Annotated in this window: 16 protein-coding genes and 1 riboswitch; of the genes, 9 read left to right on the plus strand and 7 right to left on the minus strand. The window is 73.2% G+C overall.

The window, feature by feature from the left end:
• Nucleotides 1–17 precede the first annotated feature (17 nt).
• Nucleotides 18–191 carry a Scr1 family TA system antitoxin-like transcriptional regulator gene (locus tag ACZ3KP_RS24315; protein ID WP_467501697.1) on the plus strand — a complete coding sequence of 58 codons (174 nt, stop codon included), beginning with the start codon at nt 18–20 and terminating at the stop codon, nt 189–191.
• A complete protein-coding gene (locus tag ACZ3KP_RS24320; protein WP_467501698.1) occupies nt 188–388 on the plus strand; it encodes a DUF397 domain-containing protein in 201 nt (66 codons plus the stop codon). Before ACZ3KP_RS24315 ends, ACZ3KP_RS24320 begins: the two co-directional genes overlap by 4 nt.
• 15 nt (nt 389–403) lie before the next feature.
• Here ACZ3KP_RS24320 and ACZ3KP_RS24325 read toward each other — a convergent pair whose 3' ends face one another.
• Nucleotides 404–1480, minus strand: a complete 1077-nt coding sequence (locus tag ACZ3KP_RS24325; protein ID WP_467501699.1) for a C40 family peptidase — start codon at nt 1478–1480, stop codon at nt 404–406.
• Nucleotides 1481–1904: 424 nt separating this feature from the next.
• Between ACZ3KP_RS24325 and ACZ3KP_RS24330 the strand changes: the two genes are divergently transcribed.
• Nucleotides 1905–2258 carry a hypothetical protein gene (locus tag ACZ3KP_RS24330; protein ID WP_467501700.1) on the plus strand — a complete coding sequence of 118 codons (354 nt, stop codon included), beginning with the start codon at nt 1905–1907 and terminating at the stop codon, nt 2256–2258.
• A 16-nt stretch (nt 2259–2274) separates the two neighbouring features.
• Here ACZ3KP_RS24330 and ACZ3KP_RS24335 read toward each other — a convergent pair whose 3' ends face one another.
• Both ACZ3KP_RS24335 and ACZ3KP_RS24340 read right to left on the minus strand, forming a co-directional pair.
• Nucleotides 2275–2439, minus strand: coding sequence for a hypothetical protein (locus ACZ3KP_RS24335; RefSeq protein WP_467501701.1), 165 nt, complete (start codon nt 2437–2439; stop codon nt 2275–2277).
• 93 nt (nt 2440–2532) lie between these two features.
• Nucleotides 2533–3705: a C40 family peptidase gene (locus ACZ3KP_RS24340; protein ID WP_467501702.1), complete on the minus strand. Its 1173-nt coding sequence runs from the start codon at nt 3703–3705 to the stop codon at nt 2533–2535.
• An 8-nt stretch (nt 3706–3713) separates the two neighbouring features.
• Nucleotides 3714–3886: riboswitch (cyclic di-AMP (ydaO/yuaA leader) on the minus strand.
• A 265-nt stretch (nt 3887–4151) separates the two neighbouring features.
• Here ACZ3KP_RS24340 and pcrA point away from each other — a divergent pair.
• The gene (pcrA, locus tag ACZ3KP_RS24345; RefSeq protein WP_467501703.1) at nt 4152–6638 is read left to right on the plus strand and encodes a DNA helicase PcrA; all 2487 of its coding nucleotides are present in this window, start codon (nt 4152–4154) and stop codon (nt 6636–6638) included.
• 74 nt (nt 6639–6712) lie between these two features.
• On the opposite strand, the gene ACZ3KP_RS24350 is transcribed toward pcrA, so the two are convergent.
• Together ACZ3KP_RS24350 and ACZ3KP_RS24355 are read right to left on the minus strand one after the other, a co-directional pair.
• Complete coding sequence (locus ACZ3KP_RS24350; RefSeq protein WP_467501704.1) at nt 6713–8101, minus strand: M23 family metallopeptidase; 1389 nt, start codon at nt 8099–8101, stop codon at nt 6713–6715.
• Nucleotides 8102–8287: 186 nt separating this feature from the next.
• Nucleotides 8288–9214, minus strand: coding sequence for an esterase/lipase family protein (locus ACZ3KP_RS24355; protein ID WP_467501705.1), 927 nt, complete (start codon nt 9212–9214; stop codon nt 8288–8290).
• A 246-nt stretch (nt 9215–9460) separates the two neighbouring features.
• On the opposite strand from ACZ3KP_RS24355, the gene ACZ3KP_RS24360 reads away from it, so the two are divergent.
• Entirely contained in the window at nt 9461–9877 is a 417-nt protein-coding gene (locus ACZ3KP_RS24360; protein ID WP_132893081.1) for a cobalamin B12-binding domain-containing protein, read from the plus strand.
• A 92-nt stretch (nt 9878–9969) separates the two neighbouring features.
• Here ACZ3KP_RS24360 and ACZ3KP_RS24365 read toward each other — a convergent pair whose 3' ends face one another.
• Nucleotides 9970–11586, minus strand: coding sequence for a DUF5691 domain-containing protein (locus ACZ3KP_RS24365; RefSeq protein WP_467501706.1), 1617 nt, complete (start codon nt 11584–11586; stop codon nt 9970–9972).
• A gap of 50 nt (nt 11587–11636) precedes the next feature.
• Nucleotides 11637–12992, minus strand: a complete 1356-nt coding sequence (locus ACZ3KP_RS24370; RefSeq protein WP_467501707.1) for an SWIM zinc finger family protein — start codon at nt 12990–12992, stop codon at nt 11637–11639.
• A 132-nt stretch (nt 12993–13124) separates the two neighbouring features.
• On the opposite strand from ACZ3KP_RS24370, the gene ACZ3KP_RS24375 reads away from it, so the two are divergent.
• From ACZ3KP_RS24375 to ACZ3KP_RS24390, 4 genes are all read left to right on the plus strand, one after another.
• Nucleotides 13125–14243: an ATP-binding protein gene (locus ACZ3KP_RS24375; protein WP_358981696.1), complete on the plus strand. Its 1119-nt coding sequence runs from the start codon at nt 13125–13127 to the stop codon at nt 14241–14243.
• Nucleotides 14240–16693, plus strand: a complete 2454-nt coding sequence (locus ACZ3KP_RS24380) for a DUF5682 family protein (protein ID WP_467501708.1) — start codon at nt 14240–14242, stop codon at nt 16691–16693. Before ACZ3KP_RS24375 ends, ACZ3KP_RS24380 begins: the two co-directional genes overlap by 4 nt.
• A complete protein-coding gene (locus ACZ3KP_RS24385; RefSeq protein ID WP_467501709.1) occupies nt 16690–17904 on the plus strand; it encodes a VWA domain-containing protein in 1215 nt (404 codons plus the stop codon). The genes ACZ3KP_RS24380 and ACZ3KP_RS24385 overlap by 4 nt, the downstream gene beginning before the upstream one ends.
• Nucleotides 17905–18140: 236 nt before the next feature.
• The gene (locus ACZ3KP_RS24390; RefSeq protein ID WP_467501710.1) at nt 18141–19001 is read left to right on the plus strand and encodes a hypothetical protein; all 861 of its coding nucleotides are present in this window, start codon (nt 18141–18143) and stop codon (nt 18999–19001) included.
• Nucleotides 19002–19168: the final 167 nt, after the last annotated feature.

Raw genomic sequence — 19168 nt, forward strand, 5'->3', positions numbered from 1 at the left:
GGCGTGCGGAAGAAGCCATGCAGGCTCAGCTGCGGCATCTGCTGGCGGTCGGCAGCCTTCGCAACGTGTCGGTTCAGATCCTGCCGTTCGGACGCTGCGGCGGAGTTGCTCTCAACGGCACGATCCGCATGCACTCTCTCAGCGTCGAGGAGTCTGCCGAGTTCATCAGAAGGGTGGCGGAGAAGCAGTGAGCGACCGCCTCATACAGTTCAAGTCGAGCTACAGCGACAGTCAGGGCGGCAACTGCCTCGAAGGGGGCCTCACCTGGCGCGAGCGGTCCCACACCGTCCACGTCCGGGACTCGAAGCTCGGCCCCCGAAGCCCCCGTTTCGCCGTCGCCGGGGGCTCCTGGGCCGCCTTTCTCGCCTACGCCCGTAGGGACGCCTGAGCTTCGAGGGGTCGCTCACGCCACCCGCGTCGCCCCCGCGAACGGCATCTCGTCGACGGGGGCGACGCGTACCGGGGCCGACGGGTTGGGGGCGTGGATCATCTGGCCGTTGCCGATGTAGATGCCCACGTGACTGATGCCCGAGTAGAAGAACACCAGGTCGCCCGGCTGGAGTTCGGAGCGTGAGACGCGGCGGCCGGCGTTGATCTGGGCGTAGGTGGTGCGCGGGATGGAGACCCCGGCGGAGCGGTAGGCGGCCTGGGCCAGGCCCGAGCAGTCGAAGGCGTCGGGGCCCGTCGCGCCCCACACGTAGGGACTGCCGAGCTTCGAGTAGGCGTAGGCCACGGCGGCCGCGGCGCGGGAGTCGGGGGCGGCGACACCGCCCTGGGTCAGGGGGTCGCGACCGTCGGAGGCCGAGCGGGATGCGCGGCCGGTGCCGTCGGCGCCGGTGCCGGCACCGGCCGCCGTGACCGCCGCCCGCTGTTCGGGCGACAGGCCGGACAGCAGCCGCCGGGCCTCGCCGAGTTCGGCGTCGACCGTGGCCTTCTGGCGCTTCAGCTCGGCCTGCCGGGACCGCAGTCCCGTCAGTACGACGCGCGCCGCACCGCGCAGCTGCTCGATCTCGCGCAGCTGCCCGCGCACCCGCGCCACCGCGGCGGCCTGCCGGTCACCGGCCCGTTCGGCGAACGCGGCGTCGTCCAGGTACCGGTCGGGATCGCTTGACAGCACCAGCTGCCAGGCCGGATCGATACCGCCGTCGCGGTACTGCGCCGCCGCCGTCGCACCGAGCGCGTCCCGGGCGGAGTTGAGCTGCTCCTGCCGGCGGGCGGTCTGGTCCTGCAGCGACTTCAGCCGTCGCTGGGCCGCGTCGGCCTGGTCCTTCGCGCCGTCGTACTTCTGGGTGGCCGCCTCGGCCTCCTGGTACAGCTGGTCCACCTTGGCCTTGACCTGCGCGGGTGTCAGGCGCGGTTCGGCGTGTCCGGTCCCGTCGAAGGCCGTCGCGGTGGCCGCGCCCGCGAGGGCGAGGGTGACGGCCGCGCGGGCCGTATGACCGCTGAGGGGACTCTGCCGGGGCTTGCGGTGCGCTGCCACCTGGGCTGTTCACGTCCTTTCGTACGGCCGCGGGGGAGCGGGTGCGCGTCCGGCGGCGGGCCGCACAGGGGAGCGGGCCGCCGCCGGACACTTTCGGCGGTGGTGCCCGACGGCCGCCCCTGGTCCGGGCGGCGGTGGGGAGTCGGTCACCTGGGGGAGGACGCTAGGCCCGGGTGTGTCGGCCTGGTAACGCGATGCACGGAATTGGCGTGACCGGATCGTTACCCGACGGTATGTGGCCGGAGTTCCGATCCGGAGCCGTCGGCTTCGCGGGGCGGGATGACCGAAGCGGCGGTTCCGGGGCGGGCGGGGGCCCCGGGCTGCTATGGGGTGCATATATGCGTTGCCGCGGGGAGGCGGGCCGGCGGTAACGAGGCCGGGCCGGGGTCGGCGCAGCCCGGGGCCCTGATTAGGCTCCGGAGCCATGGACGTACTCATCCATCTCTTCGTCGGCCTGCACATCATCGGCATCGCCGCGCTGCTCGGCGGCTTCCTCACCCAGATGAAGGCGATGGGCCTGGGCACGGCCCGGTTCGTCCCCGGGATGCTGCACGGCGCGTTCACCATGCTCGCGACCGGCGTGGTCCTGGTCGGTCTCAACGAGGCCGACGGCCACCACGTCAACACCGTCAAGATCGGCGTGAAGCTCGCCCTGCTGATCGTGATCCTCGGGCTGGTCTACGTGCAGCGCGACGAGGAGAAGGTGGCGAAGAACGCCTTCGGGCTGGTGGGTGTGCTGACCATGGCGAACATCTTCATCGCCGTGCTGTGGACGTGACCGCCCCGGAGCTCTCTCAGGACGCCGTCCCGAGGGCGGCACGGGCCGTCACCGCCGCCCCGGCGGTCACTGCGAGCCAGGCCGCCACCGCGATCCACACCAGCGCCCGCCCCGGCCAGGTCAGCCACGGGACACCGAAGGCGGTCGCGGCCGACAGCACGGCCGCCGCCGTCATCCCCATCGGGAACACCGTCGCCCAGCGTCGTTCGTCGTCACCGTGCCGGGGCCGGGCTACCAGGTGCGTGAGCCACGCGGAGGTGCGTGGGCGGGTTCCTCAGGCCGGTCGCACCACGCTGTGGATGATCGACTCGCCTCCGTAGTAGATCGACTCCTCCCGGACGTACGCGCCGGGCTTGGGGGCGTGGATCATCATCCCGTTGCCGATGTAGACCCCGACGTGGCTGATGTCGTCGTAGAAGAAGACCAGGTCACCGGGCTGGGCGTCGGTGAGGGAGACGGTGGTGCCGGCGTTCACCTGGTCGTAGGTGGTGCGCGGCAGGGAGACGCCGGCGGCCTTCCAGGCGGCCTGGGAGAGGCCGGAGCAGTCGTAGGACCCGGGGCCGGTCGCGCCCCAGACGTACGGCTTGCCGATCTGCGCGCGGGCGAAGGCGATCGCCTTGGCGGCCTTCGTGGCATAGGCGGAGTCCGAGGAGGGCGAGGACGCGGACGAAGAGGAGGACGCGGACGAAGAGGACGAGGAGCTGCCCGCCGATGACGACGCGGCCTCCTGCCGGGCGGCGGCCGCCTGCTGCTTCGCGAGTTCCGCCGCCTTGCGCGCCGCCTCCTCCTGCCTCCGCTTCTCGATCTGCGCGAGGCGTGCCTTCTCCTCGGCCGTCAGCTTCGACAGCAGCTGCCGGGCGGCGGCCAGTTTCGACTGGACGGTGGCCTTGGCCGTCCTGAGGCCGTCCTGGGTCTCGGTGAGCGCCTCCAGGCTCCTCGCGGCCTCCTGCCGCTTCCTCATGGTCGCGGACTGCTGGGTGACGTAGTCGTCGACCGCGTCCTTCTGGCGCGAGGTCAGCCGGTTCATCAGCTGCGACTGGTCGAAGTAGTCCTGCGGGTCGTTCGCGAGCAGGAAGGTCGCGGTCTGGGGGACCTCTGTCCCGGTCCGGTACTGCGCCGCGGCGAACGACCCCAGTTCCTCACGGGCCCTGTTCAGCCGGTCCGTGCGCCGCGCCACGTCATCGAGCATGGTGTCGACGCGCTTGCGCTGCTTGCCGGTCCGCTCCTTGGCCGCGTCGTACTTCTCGGTCGCCGACTCCGCCTGCCGGTAGAGGTCGTCGACCTTCTTCTCCACCTCCTCCAGGCTCGGCCTGCCGTCCTCGGAGGGCGCCGCGTTCGCCGTCTGGGAGAGCAGGGCCACGGAGGTGAGGGCGGCGGTGGCCAGGGCGGGGGTGCGTATGCCCGCTGTGCGCGTTGCGGAGGGGCGGGACCTGCGGTGCGACGCCAAGGGAGGCGACTCCTTCCAGTTGTCCGCCTACCGAGTTAGCTGTCGGGTTCGGGCGGGTGGTTCGGAAGGGTTGCCCTACGGTCCTCCCCCGGAGAGGAGGTGGGACCGATTCACCCCAAGGTCGGTGTGGGTCCCCGGCTCCGGATGCGTGGCGGCACCCCGGACTCGGCGGAGGCCGCGCGGCCCGGCGACGTTCGCCGGTGGGGGTCGTGCGGCCTGCCCGGCACGGTAGCCAACTCGTGTGCTCCGTGTGAAGGTTGATGTGCGATATGCCCGATACATTTTCGTGACCTGAGTGTTGAGTCCCCCGGCTGCGGGCGGTTCGCGGAGATGTGTCCCGACCTGTCGGAATCACTGACGGTAAGGGCCCGAGTCCTTCCGGTGGTCGGCGCGAGTTTCCGGGGCGGGGACCGGTTGTCGGTGGGGCGCCCTAGACTCGTAGAGCGATGAGCAGCCTCTTTGACGACAGCTTCCTGGCGAGCCTCCAGCCCCCGCGCGGCCACGAGGAGGAACCCCCGCCGCCGCCCGAGGACGAGCCGGGACCCGAGCCGGTTCCGGACGACCTGTTCGGCGGGCGGTTCGACACGCCCCCGGACCGGGACGCCTACTACCGCGACGGCGCCGCCCGCCCCGCCCTGGACGCGGCCGCCCTCCTGGAGGGGCTGAACGAGAACCAGCGCGCGGCCGTCGTGCACGCCGGTTCCCCGCTGCTCATCGTCGCCGGCGCCGGTTCCGGCAAGACGCGCGTGCTCACCCACCGCATCGCCCACCTGCTCGGCGAGCGCCACGTCCACCCGGGCCAGATCCTCGCGATCACCTTCACCAACAAGGCCGCGGGCGAGATGAAGGAGCGCGTCGAGCAGCTCGTCGGCCCGCGCGCGAACGCGATGTGGGTGATGACCTTCCACAGCGCCTGCGTGCGGATCCTGCGCCGGGAGAGCAAGAAGCTCGGCTTCACCTCCTCCTTCTCGATCTACGACGCGGCCGACTCCAAGCGCCTGATGGCCCTGGTCTGCCGTGACCTGGACCTCGACCCCAAGCGCTACCCGCCGAAGTCCTTCAGCGCCCAGATCAGCAACCTGAAGAACGAGCTGGTCGACGAGGAGGACTTCGCCGCCCGCGCGAGCGACGGCTTCGAGAAGACCCTCGCCCAGGCCTACGCCCTGTACCAGTCGCGGCTGCGCGAGGCGAACGCCCTCGACTTCGACGACCTGATCATGACGACGGTCAACCTGCTGCGCGCCTTCCCGGACGTCGCCGAGCACTACCGCCGCCGCTTCCGGCACGTCCTGGTCGACGAGTACCAGGACACCAACCACGCCCAGTACGCCCTGGTGCGCGAGCTGGTCGGCACGGGTGCGCATGCCGAGGACGTACCGCCCGCCGAGCACGACCTGCCGCCCGCCGAACTGTGCGTGGTGGGTGACGCCGACCAGTCGATCTACGCCTTCCGGGGCGCGACGATCCGCAACATCCTCCAGTTCGAGGAGGACTACCCGAACGCGACGACGATCCTTCTGGAGCAGAACTACCGCTCCACGCAGACGATCCTCTCCGCCGCCAACGCGGTCATCGAGCGCAACGAGTCCCGCCGCCCGAAGAACCTGTGGACCAACGCGGGCGCGGGCGCGCAGATCACCGGCTACGTCGCCGACACCGAGCACGACGAGGCCCAGTTCGTCGCCGACGAGATAGACCGGCTGACGGACGCGGGCGAGGCGAAGGCGGGCGATGTCGCGGTCTTCTACCGCACCAACGCCCAGTCCCGTGTCTTCGAGGAGATCTTCATCCGCGTCGGCCTGCCCTACAAGGTCGTCGGCGGTGTCCGCTTCTACGAGCGCAAGGAGGTCCGAGACGTCCTCGCCTACCTGCGGGTGCTGGCCAACCCGGAGGACTCCGTCCCGCTGCGCCGGATCCTCAACGTCCCCAAGCGCGGGATCGGCGACCGCGCGGAGGCGATGATCGACGCCCTCGCCCAGCGCGAGAAGATCAGCTTCCCGCAGGCGCTCAGGCGTGTCGACGAGGCGTACGGCATGGCCGCGCGGTCGACGAACGCGGTCAAGCGGTTCAACACGCTGATGGAGGAACTCCGTACGGTCGTGGAGTCCGGCGCCGGACCGGCCACGGTCCTGGAGGCGATCTACGAACGCACCGGCTACCTGGCCGAGTTGCAGAACTCGACGGACCCGCAGGACGAGACCCGTATCGAGAACCTCCAGGAACTCGCCTCCGTGGCTCTGGAGTTCGAGCAGGAATCCGAGGAGGGCGAGACGACCGGCGGGCTCGCCGACTTCCTGGAGCGGGTCGCCCTGGTCGCCGACTCCGACCAGATCCCGGACGACGACGAGAACGGCGACGGCGTCATCACCCTGATGACCCTGCACACCGCCAAGGGCCTGGAGTTCCCGGTGGTGTTCCTCACCGGCATGGAGGACGGCGTCTTCCCGCACATGCGGGCCCTCGGGCAGACCAAGGAACTGGAGGAGGAGCGGCGTCTCGCGTACGTCGGCATCACGCGCGCGCGGGAGCGGCTGTACCTCACCCGGTCGTCGATGCGCAGCGCCTGGGGTCAGCCGTCGTACAACCCGCCCTCCCGCTTCCTGGAGGAGATCCCGGGCGCCTACCTGGAGTGGAAGCGGACCGGGGCGATGGCGCCGGTGTCCTCCGGACCGGCGTCGGGCGTGGCCGCCTCGCTCTCCTCGACCCGCTCGCGCTCCTCGGCGTCGGGCGCCTCGGGCTTCGCCACCCGGCGGACCTCGGAGAAGCCGGTGGTCTCGCTGGCCGTCGGCGACCGGGTCACCCACGACCAGTTCGGGCTCGGCACCGTCGTCGCGGTGAAGGGCACCGGCGGGAACGCGGAGGCGACGATCGACTTCGGCGACGACAAGCCGAAGCGCCTGCTGCTGCGGTACGCGCCGGTGGAGAAGCTGTAGACGCCCGGGAGTTGTAGACGCCGAGAAGCCGTAGACGCCTGAGCCCCCGCCATGGGCGGGGGCTCAGCGGGCGATCAGGTGGGATCCAGTCCGTGGCTGCGCAGCCACGGCAGCGGGTCTATGGCGGCGCCGCCCGCAGGCCGGACCTCGAAGTGCAGGTGCGGGCCGGTCGAGTTCCCGGAGTTCCCGGAGTACGCGATCGGATCGCCGGCCTTCACCGTCGTACCGGAGGCGACGCGGTACGAGGAGAGGTGGCAGTACCAGGTCTCCGTGCCGTCCTTCGCCGTCACGATCATCATGTTGCCGTAGGCGCTGTTCCACTTGGTGGAGACGACGCCGTCGGTCGCGGCCATCACCGTCGTGCCGTACGAGACGGGGAAGTCGATGCCCGTGTGGACGGACATCCAGTTGACGCCGGCCTGGCCGAAGTAGGCGCTGAGCCCCCGCTGCGTGACCGGGAGCACGTACTTGGGGCGCAGCCGCTCCTTGCGGGCCGCCTCCGCCGCCGCCTTTTTCTTCTCGGCCTCCTGCTGGGCCTTGAGGTCGATGCGCTCCTGGGTCCGGCTGGCCCGGTCGGCGAAGTCGTCGGCGCCTGCCGAGAGGGTCCTGAGCTGGGCGTCCAGTGTGCTGTTGGCGGCGGACGGTTTCACCGTCTGCGCGTCGGAGGCCGAGGCCGTGGTGTCCTTGCCGTCGTCGGTCAGACCCCCGACCGAGGCGACCGCGATCCCGGCGACCCCCATCACGCAGGCCGAGGGCACGGCGACGGTCAGCAGCGCGGACCGCTTGGGGGGCGGACGACGACGGGAACGCGCCCCCGCTCGGGAGCCGGCGCGTGTCGCGGACGCCGCGACCGCCGGGGTGACCTCTTCCTGGTCCTCCAGCAGTGGCGTTACTGCAGGTAGCTCACCGGTGGCCGACAACTCCCCCTCGGCGGCGGGGACCTCGTCGTACGCCGGCTCGGCGGCCTGCGCCGGGGTGCCGTCGGAGTTCCACTGCGTGGCGTCGTACGCGCCGGTGTCGAAGGTCTGGGTGCTCCACTCCCACTGCTGGGTGGCGCCGGCCACGCCCGACTGGTCGGGCTGGAGCCACGCGTTCGCGTCCCAGTGACCGCTGGTGTCGGTGACCGTCTCCTGCGCGCCCTGTGCCGGGACGGTCCAGGCGGTGCTGTCGTAGGCACCGGAGTCGTAGGCGGCGTGGTGCTGGGCCGCGTACGCGTCGTAGTGGGGTGTCCGGTCGTCGGCCGTGTGCCATTGCGTGGTGTCGTACGCGCCGGTGCCCTGGCCCTGGTCGGGCAGGTCGCCGAAGAGCGGGTCGCTGTGGAACGCGGTGGCGGTGTGGTCGCCGTACGTGGTGAAGTCCCCGTACTGGGCTTCCTCGGTGCCGTACGACGCGTAGTGCGCCGGGCCGGCGTCGGAAGCCGGAGCCGGGGTGGTCATGGTCCCCGACGGGTGACGGTCGTTCACCAACTTCTCTTTCGCCTCGACAACAGGGGCTGGCAGAGCAGTGCGGCGACTGTACCCGGCGGTATACGGGCGCGACAATCTTCAACAGGTTTCGTGGTTGCGGGAAAGGGGCATTCGGCCCTGTTTCGGGGGACGGCGGGCGCGGGTTTGGCCTTGTGTTCGAGGAGTGTTCGAGGCTGGGGCCGGTCACGCCACCGTCAGACCACCGGCCGTCCGCTCCTCCGAGTGCGCCTCGTCGAGGGCTTCCCTTATACCGACGGCGACCGCCGGGTGGACGGGCAGGGCGAGGTGGCCGATCCCGGTCACGCGCACGTTCGTCGCGACGAGGTCCGGATGCTCGATACGGGCCGTCTCCACCGGGTCCATCAGCGAGTCGAGGTCGCTCCAGAAGCTCACGAACCGGGTGCGGCAGCCGGGCGCCGGGCGGGTCAGCTCCTCGATCACCTCGGAACCGGGGCGCATCTGGCGCACGATCGGGTGCGCGTCGGCGAGCGGTGCCACCCGGGTGCCGGAGTGCGGGGTGCCCAGCGTCACCAGGGTGCCCACGCGCAGATCGCCGCCGAGGCACTGGACGTAGTAGCGCGCGATCAGCCCGCCGAGGCTGTGCCCGACGATGTCGACCCGGGGGCTGCCCGTGCGCTCGCAGATCTCCTCTATGTGCCTGCCGAGCAGTTCCGCCGCGGCGCGGATGTCACAGGTCAGCGGTGAGTAGTTGAGCGACTCGACGCGCTGGCCGCCGTGCCGGGCGAGGGTGCGGCGCAACAGGACGAAGACCGAGCGGTTGTCGATGAAGCCGTGCAGCAGCACGACCGGCCGGCCCGTGCGGACCGGCAGCCGGGCCGTGCCGTCGCGCTCCGCGGGCGGAGCGGCAGGAGTGGCGCGAGTGGCGCGGGTGGCGCGGGTGCCGGGAACCGCGGGACTGGGCGGAGTGACGGGAGCGGGCGGGCGGCGCTCCGGGGTGAGGCCGGTGGGATAGAGCAGCAGGTGCCCGGCGAGGATCGCCGCCTCCAGGGCGGTCGACTTCAGCAGGGCCACCGACAGTCCGGCGAGTCCCCCCGGCAGGAGGCGGCGGCAGAGCGGGAGAAAGGGCTCGAAGACCCCGGTGACCTTCATCGGCCGACCTCCTGTCGGCACGCGGGAAGCGGCTCCGTCCCCCGTATGCCCTCGCGGGAGGCCGGGCGGAGGTCACCCGGGTACGACGGCAGCCCGCGTCGCGTGCCCCTGTCGCCCCCGCGGACCACGCTGCGGCTCCCTGACGTGTCCCACTGTGTGTGATTTCCCCCTCGGTAACCTCCGCGAAACAGCCGGTTGCGGGATGCTGGAGATAACGTTCGTTCACTTCTGGTCATGGAGGCAGTGATGGGTGTGGCAGCCGGTCCGATCCGCGTGGTGGTGGCCAAACCGGGGCTCGACGGTCACGACCGCGGCGCGAAGGTGATCGCGCGGGCGCTGCGCGACGCCGGTATGGAGGTCATCTACACCGGGCTCCACCAGACGCCCGAGCAGATCGTCGACACGGCCATCCAGGAGGACGCCGACGCCATCGGCCTCTCCATCCTCTCCGGCGCCCACAACACCCTGTTCGCCGCGGTCCTCGACCTGCTCCGGCAGCGCGACGCCGAGGACATCCTGGTGTTCGGCGGCGGGATCATCCCCGAGGACGACATCGCCCCCCTCAAGGAGAAGGGTGTCGCCGCGATCTTCACGCCGGGCGCGACCACGGCGTCCATCGTGGAGTGGGTCCGGGCCAACGTCCGGCAGCCGACGGAGGCGTAGTTCCACGTCCGCGGTGGGCCGGCTTTCAGATGGCTGGGGTGCGTGGTCGAGTGCGGCGCCGTCGTGGCTCGTCGCGCAGTTCCCCGCGACCCTCAGGGGGCGCTGGTTCTTGCGTTCGTCGATGAGGCGCCGTCCAGTTCCGCCAGCATCGTCGCCCGCAGTCTCAGTGTCGTCACCAGGCGCTGGAACGCCTCCGCCCAGTACCCGCCGGCCCCCGGTGCCGCGTCCTCCCGTTCGTCCGGTATCGCCAGCAGCGCGTCAAGGCGGCCGGCTTCCGAGGGGTCCAGGCAACGTTCGGCCAGCCCCATCACCCCGCTGAAGCTCCACGGATAACTCCCCGCGTCCCGTGCGATGTTGAGGGCGTCCACCACGGCCCGCCCGAGCGGCGCCGACCACGGCAGGGCACACATGCCGAGCAACTGGAACGCCTCCGACAGACCATGGGCGGCGATGAAGCCGGCCACCCAGTCGGCCCGCTCCGCCGCTGTCAGCGTGCCCAGTAGCTTGGCCCGCTCGGCCAGGGACACCGCCCCCGGGCCGCCCGCCTCCGGCGCGGCCGGCGCCCCGAGCAGCGCACGCGCCCACGCGCCGTCCCGCTGCCGTACCGCGGCCCGGCACCAGGCCGCGTGCAACTCGCCCTGCCAGCCGTCCGCCACCGGCAGCGCCACGATCTCCTGGGGCGTACGCCCACCGAGCCGCGCCGCCCAGCTGGCGAGCGGGGCCGCCTCCACCAACTGGCCCAGCCACCAGGACCGTTCCCCACGCCCGGTCGGCGGCCTGGCCACCACCCCGTCGCGCTCCATCCCCGGATCGCACTCCGGCGGCGCCTCCACCGCGAGCACCGGCCCGTCTCCGGTGTGATCGACGGCCACGCACGCCGCGGCCCGCACCGCCATCCGTCCGGCCAGCGCCGAGCCGGGCAGCGCGGACAGCAACTCCGCCGCCGTCGCCCGCACGTTACGGCTGCGGTCCGACAGCGCCTGCTCCAGGAACGGCTCGTCCCCGGCGGCCAGTCCCGTGCGCAGCGAGTCGAGGAACATCAGCCGGTCCTCGGCCCGCTCCGTCGCCCAGGTCCCGGCCAGCAGCTCGCGCGCTCCCTCGGGATCGCGGGCGCGCAGCGTCGAGAGCAGTGCGACCCGCTCGGCGAACAGCCCCTCCTGCCACAACCGCCGTACCGCGGCGGCGTCCTCGGGGTCGGGCAGAGCCGCGCCACCGCCCGGCGCCGCGCGCAGGGCGAACCGCCAGTCCTGGTTGAGCCGGGCCAGCCACAGGGCGCGCGGCCCGGCGAAGGCCAGCGCGGCGGGCCGCAGGTCGGTACGGCCCCGGGCCGCGTCCAGCAGCGCGGGCAGGGTCCCCGGAGGTGCCGCGAACCCGCGCGCGTGGGCCGCCGCCAGCCACTGCGGCAGCAGCTCCATCAGGTCGGGCGAGGTGCCCCGTCGTCCACCCGTCCCGGTGCCGGGACGGTCGGAGAGCAGCATCGTCAGTCTGCGTGCCGCGGCGGCCGGGAGCGCGGGGCGCGGGTCCTCCGGGGCCGGCTCCAGGCGCTGCGCGGCCGGCGCCGGGCGCAGCCCGGCCCGTCGTCGTACGGTCGCGACGGCGGCCTCGTCCAGCAGGGCCACCGGGGCCTCCCGGCCGGGTCCGCCGGTGACGGCCGGTCGCCGGTCCGTGCCCAACAGGGCCGTGGTGACGAGATCTTCCCAAGAGGTCACGGGGTCCCCCTTCTGCGAGTCGGGCCGGTTGTCGCCGCAATGCGGTCGGGTCAGCACAGCGGCACCGCCTCGCCCGCTCCCTGCGGCCAGGCCGTCAGGGGTGTGAAGCCGCGGTGGCCGCACTCGCCGAAGACGGTGACCGGGGCGCCGCCCGAGAGCGCGACCAGGCGCCACAGACCCGGCCGGGAACGGGCGGCGGGGGTCAGCGGCAGCGCCGACTCGTGTTCGGCGTCGGCCAGTTGCCAGGAGTCCCCGTCCGGGACGGGGACGACCCGGTCCAGCGTCACCGGCACCGACTCCAGCCAGGGGTCCTCGCGCAGCGTCTCCCCGTACCGGGCCGCCGCCTGTGCCGTGGTCACGCCCGGTGGCCGTATCGGCAGGGGCGCGGGCGCGGCGAACCGCTCGCCCAGCGCCGCCCGGTGCTGAGCCGCTCCCGGGTAGGCGGTCAGCTCCGCCTCCAGGGCGAGGCCGACCGGCAGCGCCAGTTCGGGAGCACGGCCCGCAGCGCCGTAGGAGAGGAGCAGCGCCGTACGGCCCGAGTCCGCGCCGTGCAGCCAGATCCGGCGGGTCGTCAGCTTCGCGTCCACCGTGTCGTACTGGGCGAGGACCAGCCAGCGGTCACGCACCGGCGGGCCGTCGGCGGCCGTGGGCAGGCCGACCCGGGAGCGGACCGTGGCCGCGAGTTCCTCCGGCAGCCGCTCGCGGCGCAGCCAGCCCTGGTCGAGGAGGTGGAGCAGCGCGCACTCCTCCAGCAGCCGCACGGGCCAGCCGGGGCCGGAGGCCGGTATCGAGCCCAACTCGCGTACCCTGGAAGCCAGTCCGGGGGCCTGGGCGTCGACCATGCGGGCCGCCGTCTCCTCCCACAGCCCGTACCCGGCCTGCTCGGCCGCGGCCAGGCCGCCGCGCAGCAGGTCGGACAGGCGCTGCTCCAGCTCCGTCGCACCCGCCGTGACCCGCTCGGCCCGCTTCTCCGCCCGCCGCCGGGCCGCCTCGGGGTCCCCGGCGGCCGCGGAACTCCCGCCGCCCGCCGGGCGTTTGTCCTCCGCACGCTGTCGTCTGCCCGCGAGCCACTGCTCGGCCCACTCCGGTGGCCGCGCCACCGTGGGCACCGTGTCGTCCCCGCCCGCCCACAGCAGGAGCAGTCCGAGGGCGTGCTTGCAGGGGAACTTCCGGCTCGGGCAACTGCACTTGTACGCGGCCCCCGCCGGGTCCGCCAGATCGACGATCGTCTGGTACGGCTTGCTGCCGCTGCCCTTGCACAGTCCCCATACCGTCCCCTCCTCGCTGCTTCCCGCCCCGGACCACGGCCCGGCCGCCCCGAGCTTGCTTCCGGCCTTGCGTGACGCGGTGTCAGGCGCCAGGGCCAGCACCTGGTCCGCACTCCAGCGCACCCCCTGCTGAGTCATGCCATCGAAGGTAGATCCCGCCACTGACAATCGCCCCGATGAGAGTGTTTGTGCAGGTCAGAGCGATTGTCAGTGGCGTGGTGCACGGTGGACGCCAGATCCGAACCGGCAGAGCTGGAGGGGGCCTCAGCCATGACTGTGTCCGTGGAACCGACCGATCCGACGACCGTCGAGAGTGCGCTGCGACCGCACGCCGAGCAGGCCTTCGCCGCCGAACTGGCGGCGCTGGCCGCGCAGGACGACCGGCCGCGCCCGGCCCGCTGGAAGCTGTCGCCGTGGGCGGTGGCCACCTATCTCCTCGGCGGCACGCTGCCGGACGGCACGGTGATCACGCCGAAGTACGTCGGCCCGCGCCGCATCGTCGAGGTCGCCGTGACCACCCTCGCCACCGACCGCGCCCTGCTGCTGCTCGGCGTGCCCGGCACCGCCAAGACCTGGGTGTCCGAGCACCTGGCCGCCGCCGTCAGCGGCGACTCGACCCTGCTCGTGCAGGGCACGGCGGGCACCCCCGAGGAGGCGATCCGCTACGGCTGGAACTACGCGCGGCTGCTGGCCCACGGCCCGAGCCGGGACGCCCTGGTGCCCAGCCCGGTCATGCGGGCCATGGCGGAGGGCATGACGGCGAGAGTGGAGGAGCTGACCCGGATCCCGGCCGACGTCCAGGACACGCTGATCACGATCCTGTCCGAGAAGACCCTGCCCATCCCGGAGCTGGGCCAGGAGGTGCAGGCGGTCCGCGGCTTCAACCTGATCGCCACCGCCAACGACCGCGACCGGGGTGTCAACGACCTCTCCAGCGCCCTGCGCCGCCGCTTCAACACGGTGGTGCTGCCGCTGCCGGACAGCCCGGAGGCCGAGGTCGACATCGTCGCGCGCCGCGTCGACCAGATCGGCCGCTCCCTCGACCTGCCGACCGCGCCGGACGGCATCGAGGAGATCCGCCGCGTCGTCACCGTCTTCCGCGAGCTGCGCGACGGCATCACCGCCGACGGCCGCACCAAGCTGAAGTCGCCGAGCGGCACGCTGTCCACCGCCGAGGCGATCTCCGTCGTCACCAACGGCCTCGCGCTCGCCGCCCACTTCGGGGACGGTGTGCTGCGGGCGGGTGACGTCGCCGCCGGCATCCTCGGCGCGGTCGTCCGCGACCCGGCGGCCGACCGGCTCGTCTGGCAGGAGTACCTGGAGACGGTCGTCCGTGAGCGCGACGGCTGGAAGGACTTCTACCGCGCCTGCCGGGAGGTGAGCGCGTGAGCGACACCGCGCGGCGCCCCGGTCCGCTGCTCCTGGGGGTGCGGCACCACGGGCCCGGCTCCGCGCGGGCGGTGCGGGCCGCGCTGACGGCCGCCCGGCCGAAGGCGGTGCTGATCGAGGGGCCGCCCGAGGCGGACGCGCTGATCCCGCTGGCCGCCGACCCGCGGATGCGGCCACCGGTCGCGCTCCTCGCGCACGCCGTGGACGAGCCCGGCCGCTCGGCGTTCTGGCCGTTCGCCGACTTCAGCCCCGAGTGGGTGGCCGTCCGCTGGGCCCTGGACCACGAGGTGCCGGCCCGTTTCATCGACCTGCCGGCCACGCACACGCTGGCGTTGCGGAAGGCCGCGGAGGAGGCGGCCGCGTCCCCCGGCGCCGAGGGCGGGGAACCGGCCGGCGACGAGCCCGGTTCCGGAGCGTGCGACGCCGGACCGCGGGTGCGCGTCGACCCCCTCGGCGCCCTCGCCGAGGCCGCCGGTCACGACGACCCCGAGCGCTGGTGGGAGGACGTCGTCGAGCACCGGGGCAGGGCCGGGGAACGGGACGTGTTCGCGCCGTTCGCCGCGGTGGAGGAGGCGATGACGGCGCTGCGGGAGACGTACGGGGGCGAGGGGCGGGACCGCGACCTCCAGCGGGAGGCCCACATGCGGATCCGACTGCGCGCGGCCCAGCGCGAGTTCGGTGACGAGGTCGCCGTGGTGTGCGGGGCCTGGCACGTGCCGGCGCTGCGCGCGAGGAGCTCCGGCGCCGCCGACCGGGAACTGCTCAGGGGGCTGCCCAGGATCAGGACGGACATGACCTGGGTGCCGTGGACCAACCGCCGGCTGGCCCGGGCGAGCGGATACGGCGCGGGCATCGACTCGCCGGGCTGGTACGGGCACCTGTTCCGCGCCCCCGACCGGCCCGTCGAGCGCTGGCTCACCACGGTGGCCGGACTGCTGCGTGAGGAGGACCGGATCGTCTCCTCGGCCCATGTCATCGAGGCGGTGCGGCTGGCCGAGACCCTGGCGGTGCTGCGCGGGCGCCCGCTGCCCGGCCTGGGCGAGACGACCGACGCGGTGCGGGCGGTGCTGTGCGAGGGCTCGGACGTCCCGCTGGCGCTGGTGCACGACCGGCTGGTGGTGGGGGACGTGCTGGGGGAGGTGCCGGAGGCGGCGCCCGCGGTGCCGTTGCAGCGGGACCTGGCCCGGGAGCAGCGCCGGCTCAGGCTCAAGCCGGAGGCGCTGGAGCGGGAACTCGATCTCGACCTGCGCAAGGAGACCGACGCCGGGCGCAGCCGGCTGCTGCACCGGCTGCGGCTGCTCGGCGTCGGATGGGGGGAGCAGGTGCGGTCCCGGGGGAGTACGGGCACGTTCCGGGAGACCTGGCGGCTGTGCTGGGAGCCGGAGCTGTCGGTGCGGGTGGCCGAGGCCGGCGTGTGGGGGACGACCGTGCACGGCGCGGCGACGGCCAGGGCCGAGGCCGACGCGGTGGGCGCGACCACGCTCGCCGAGGTCACCGCGCTCGCCGAGCACTGCCTGCTGGCCGGGCTGCCGGAGGCGCTGCCGGTGGTGATGCGGACGCTCGCCGACCGGGCCGCCCTGGACACGGACGTCGGCCGACTGGCTCAGGCCCTGCCCGCCCTGGTCCGCTCCCTGCGCTACGGCGACGTCCGGGGCACCGACGTCGGAGCCCTCGCCGAGGTCGCCGAGGGCCTCGCGGAACGGGTCTTCGTCGGGCTCCCGCCGGCCTGCGCCGCCCTCGACGCCGACGCGGCCGAGGAGATGCGGGGGCATGTGGACGCGGTGCACACGGCGGTGGGGCTGCTCGGCGAGACGGGGACAGGGACGGGTACGGGGGCGGGCGCTGGGGCGGGGGCGGCAACCGGGGCGCCGGGTGCGACCGAGGCGGGGGCCGATTCCGGGCCTCGTGGCCTTCGCCGGCGGTGGCGGGCCGTGCTGCGGACCCTGTGCGGGCGGGACAGTGTGCCCGGGGTGCTGCGCGGACGGGCGGTGCGGCTCCTGCTGGACGAGGGGGCGCTGGGGCCGGAGGAGGCGGCCCGGCTGATGGGGCTGGTGCTCTCGCCGGGGACGCCTCCTTCGGACGCGGCCGCCTGGATCGAGGGGTTCGTCGGGGGCGGCGGGGGCGGGATGCTGCTCGTGCACGACGAGCGGCTGCTCGGTCTGGTCGACGCCTGGCTGACCGGCGTACCGGCGGAGGCGTTCACGGACGTACTGCCTCTGCTGCGGAGGACGTTCTCGGCGTACGAGCCGGGGGTGCGCAGGACCATCGGCGAACTGGTGCGCAGGGGGCCGGGGGACCGGCTGCGGGGGCCGGGGCGGACCGGCGGGACCCCGGGGTTCGGTGCCGAGCCGGACGCCGGGCGGGCCGACGCCGTACTGCCGGTGCTGCGGCTGCTGCTCGGCCTCGACGACACGACTTCGGACGACGACCTGGTGGGGGCGGGCAGATGACCACGGACGCGACGAACACCGACACCGGACCGGGGATCGGGCCGGGTATCGCGCCGGGTGGCGACGACCCCGCGCGGGAGCGGTTGCGGCGGTGGCGGCTGGTGCTCGGGGGCGAGGCCGCGGACGGCACCGGCTGTGCGTTGTCGGGGCGGGACGCGGCGATGGACGGGACGTTGGCCGCGCTGTACGGGAAGGGGGAGGGACGGCAGTCGGGGCGGGAACGGTCGGCGGGACTGGGGGCGTCGGCACCGTCGGTGGCGCGCTGGCTCGGCGACATCCGGACGTACTTCCCGTCCTCCGTCGTCCAGGTCATGCAGCGCGACGCCATCGACCGGCTGGGGCTGGCTTCGCTGCTCCTGGAGCCGGAGATGCTGGAGGCGGTGGAGGCCGACGTCCACCTGGTCGGCACGCTGCTCTCGCTCAACAAGGCGATGCCGGAGACCACGAAGGAGACGGCACGGGCGGTCGTGCGCAAGGTCGTCCAGGACCTGGAGAAGCGGCTCGCCACCCGCACCCGGGCCACCCTCACCGGCGCCCTCGACCGCAGCGCCCGGATCAACCGGCCCCGCCACCACGACATCGACTGGAACCGCACGATCTCGGCCAATCTCAAGCACTACCTCCCGGAGTACCGGACGGTGGTGCCGGAGCGGCTCATCGGGTACGGGCGGGCGTCGCAGGCGGTGAAGAAGGAAGTCGTGCTCTGCATCGACCAGTCCGGATCGATGGCGGCTTCGGTGGTGTACGCGTCGGTGTTCGGGGCGGTGCTGGCGTCCATGCGGTCGATCGACACCCGGCTCGTCGTCTTCGACACCGCGGTGGTCGACCTCACCGACCAGCTGGACGACCCGGTGGACGTGCTGTTCGGCACCCAACTCGGCGGCGGCACCGACATCAACCGGGCGCTGGCCTACTGCCAGTCGGTGATCACCCGGCCCGCGGAGACCGTCGTCGTGCTCATCAGCGACCTCTACGAGGGCGGCATACGCGACGAGATGCTCAAGCGGGTGGCGGCGATGAAGGCGTCGGGGGTGCAGTTCGTGGCGCTGCTCGCGCTGTCCGACGAGGGGGCACCGGCGTACGACAGGGAGCACGCGGCGGCACTCGCGGCGCTGGGGGCACCGGCGTTCGCGTGCACGCCCGACCTCTTCCCCGAGGTGATGGCGGCAGCGATCGAGAAGCGGCCCCTACCGGTTCCGGACACCGTGTGAGGCCGGATCCCGCGGGGGACTTGTCGACTCGGTGACAGCAGTCTCCCGGCATCAAACGGGACATGAGTACCCATCGGTAACAGGGGGCTTGCGCGACCGCGGGAGTCCCGTGCAAGGATCGATGTCTCCACCGGTCTTTCACCGGTCTTCACGCCTTGCGTGACCTCTGCTCTGTTCCGCCGCACGGGAGGGTCCTCCCCGTCTTGACCTCGCCAGCAGTTCTGTCCGGTGCCGCCGTGCGTGTGCTGCGCACGGTGACGGGACGGCGTGCGCTGCATCTGGCGCTGCTGGTCGGCGGACTGCTCGCGCTCGGCTTCCTCTGCGGGGGACGGGCGCAGGCGGCCGAGGAGGCGCCGTCGGCGACGTCGGTGGTGACGCAGAAGGCGCCGCTGGCCGAGCTCCTGACGCCGCACCGGGCGACCCCGCCACCACGGAAACCCGTCACCGGGAGCGTGCCGGTGGTGTCGGTGGTGCCCGTGGTGGACGGTGTGGGTGAGGCCGTGCGGACGGTGACCGGTTCGGTTGCCTCGACACTGACCCAGACGCTCGGTGACACCCTGCAGCAGGTGTCCGAGCTGCCCACGCGGCTGCCGACGTTCCCTGTCACGCCGCCTGTCACGCTGCCCGCCACGCCGGTGGTGCAGGTGCCGGAACCGCCCGTCGTCTCCGGGGCACCGGGGCCGTCGCTCCCGGCACCGGTCACCTCGGTGCCTCATCCTGTCGAGCCGCGGCAGCCGGTCACGCACGTCGCCGGGCGCGAGAGGTCCCGGCCGGCGACGGTGGCGGCGGTGGCCGGTGCGGTGTCGTACGGGCCGCGGTACGGCGTCGTGCCCGCCGTCCCGGAGCAGGTCACGCACCACGCCGGTCATCGTGCCGCCCCGGCCGGCGGGGCCCCGGAACGGCCCGCGCCCACCGGGGATCCGGACGGTGCGCTGGGCAAGTCGGCGGCGGACGGCACCGCCTCCCGGCACGGTGACATGTACGCCGTGACCTTCGCCGACCGGGCGCCGCTGCGGCTCGTGCCCGGTGCCGTCGTGCGCGTCGACGCGGCCGGGACCCCGGAGCGGTACCGGGACATCCCCGTCTTCCCCGGCTAGGACCGGCGACCCCCTTCCCCGCACAGACCTGGCGCGCGGGGGCGGAACAGGTCTGCCCGTCCGTCCGGACCCCGAGGACTCCCGAGGGCCCCCCTGTCTCTCGGTCCCCTCCATCTCCTCCGGACGGCCTTGTCCCCAGCCGCGCTTCCGGATGCACCGGAAGCCCT

The sequence above is a fragment of the Streptomyces sp. NPDC020958 genome, from assembly GCF_055562175.1.

What these genes read in the sequence shown, in the direction of transcription:
- pcrA (WP_467501703.1), top strand. Translation starts at nt 4,152, where the DNA reads ATGAGCAGCCTCTTTGACGACAGCTTCCTGGCGAGCCTCCAGCCCCCG.
- ACZ3KP_RS24315 (WP_467501697.1), top strand. Translation starts at nt 18, where the DNA reads ATGCAGGCTCAGCTGCGGCATCTGCTGGCGGTCGGCAGCCTTCGCAAC.
- ACZ3KP_RS24355 (WP_467501705.1), bottom strand. Translation starts at nt 9,214, where the DNA reads ATGAAGGTCACCGGGGTCTTCGAGCCCTTTCTCCCGCTCTGCCGCCGC.
- ACZ3KP_RS24360 (WP_132893081.1), top strand. Translation starts at nt 9,461, where the DNA reads ATGGGTGTGGCAGCCGGTCCGATCCGCGTGGTGGTGGCCAAACCGGGG.
- ACZ3KP_RS24385 (WP_467501709.1), top strand. Translation starts at nt 16,690, where the DNA reads ATGACCACGGACGCGACGAACACCGACACCGGACCGGGGATCGGGCCG.
- ACZ3KP_RS24335 (WP_467501701.1), bottom strand. Translation starts at nt 2,439, where the DNA reads ATGGGGATGACGGCGGCGGCCGTGCTGTCGGCCGCGACCGCCTTCGGT.
- ACZ3KP_RS24330 (WP_467501700.1), top strand. Translation starts at nt 1,905, where the DNA reads ATGGACGTACTCATCCATCTCTTCGTCGGCCTGCACATCATCGGCATC.
- ACZ3KP_RS24375 (WP_358981696.1), top strand. Translation starts at nt 13,125, where the DNA reads ATGACTGTGTCCGTGGAACCGACCGATCCGACGACCGTCGAGAGTGCG.
- ACZ3KP_RS24370 (WP_467501707.1), bottom strand. Translation starts at nt 12,992, where the DNA reads ATGACTCAGCAGGGGGTGCGCTGGAGTGCGGACCAGGTGCTGGCCCTG.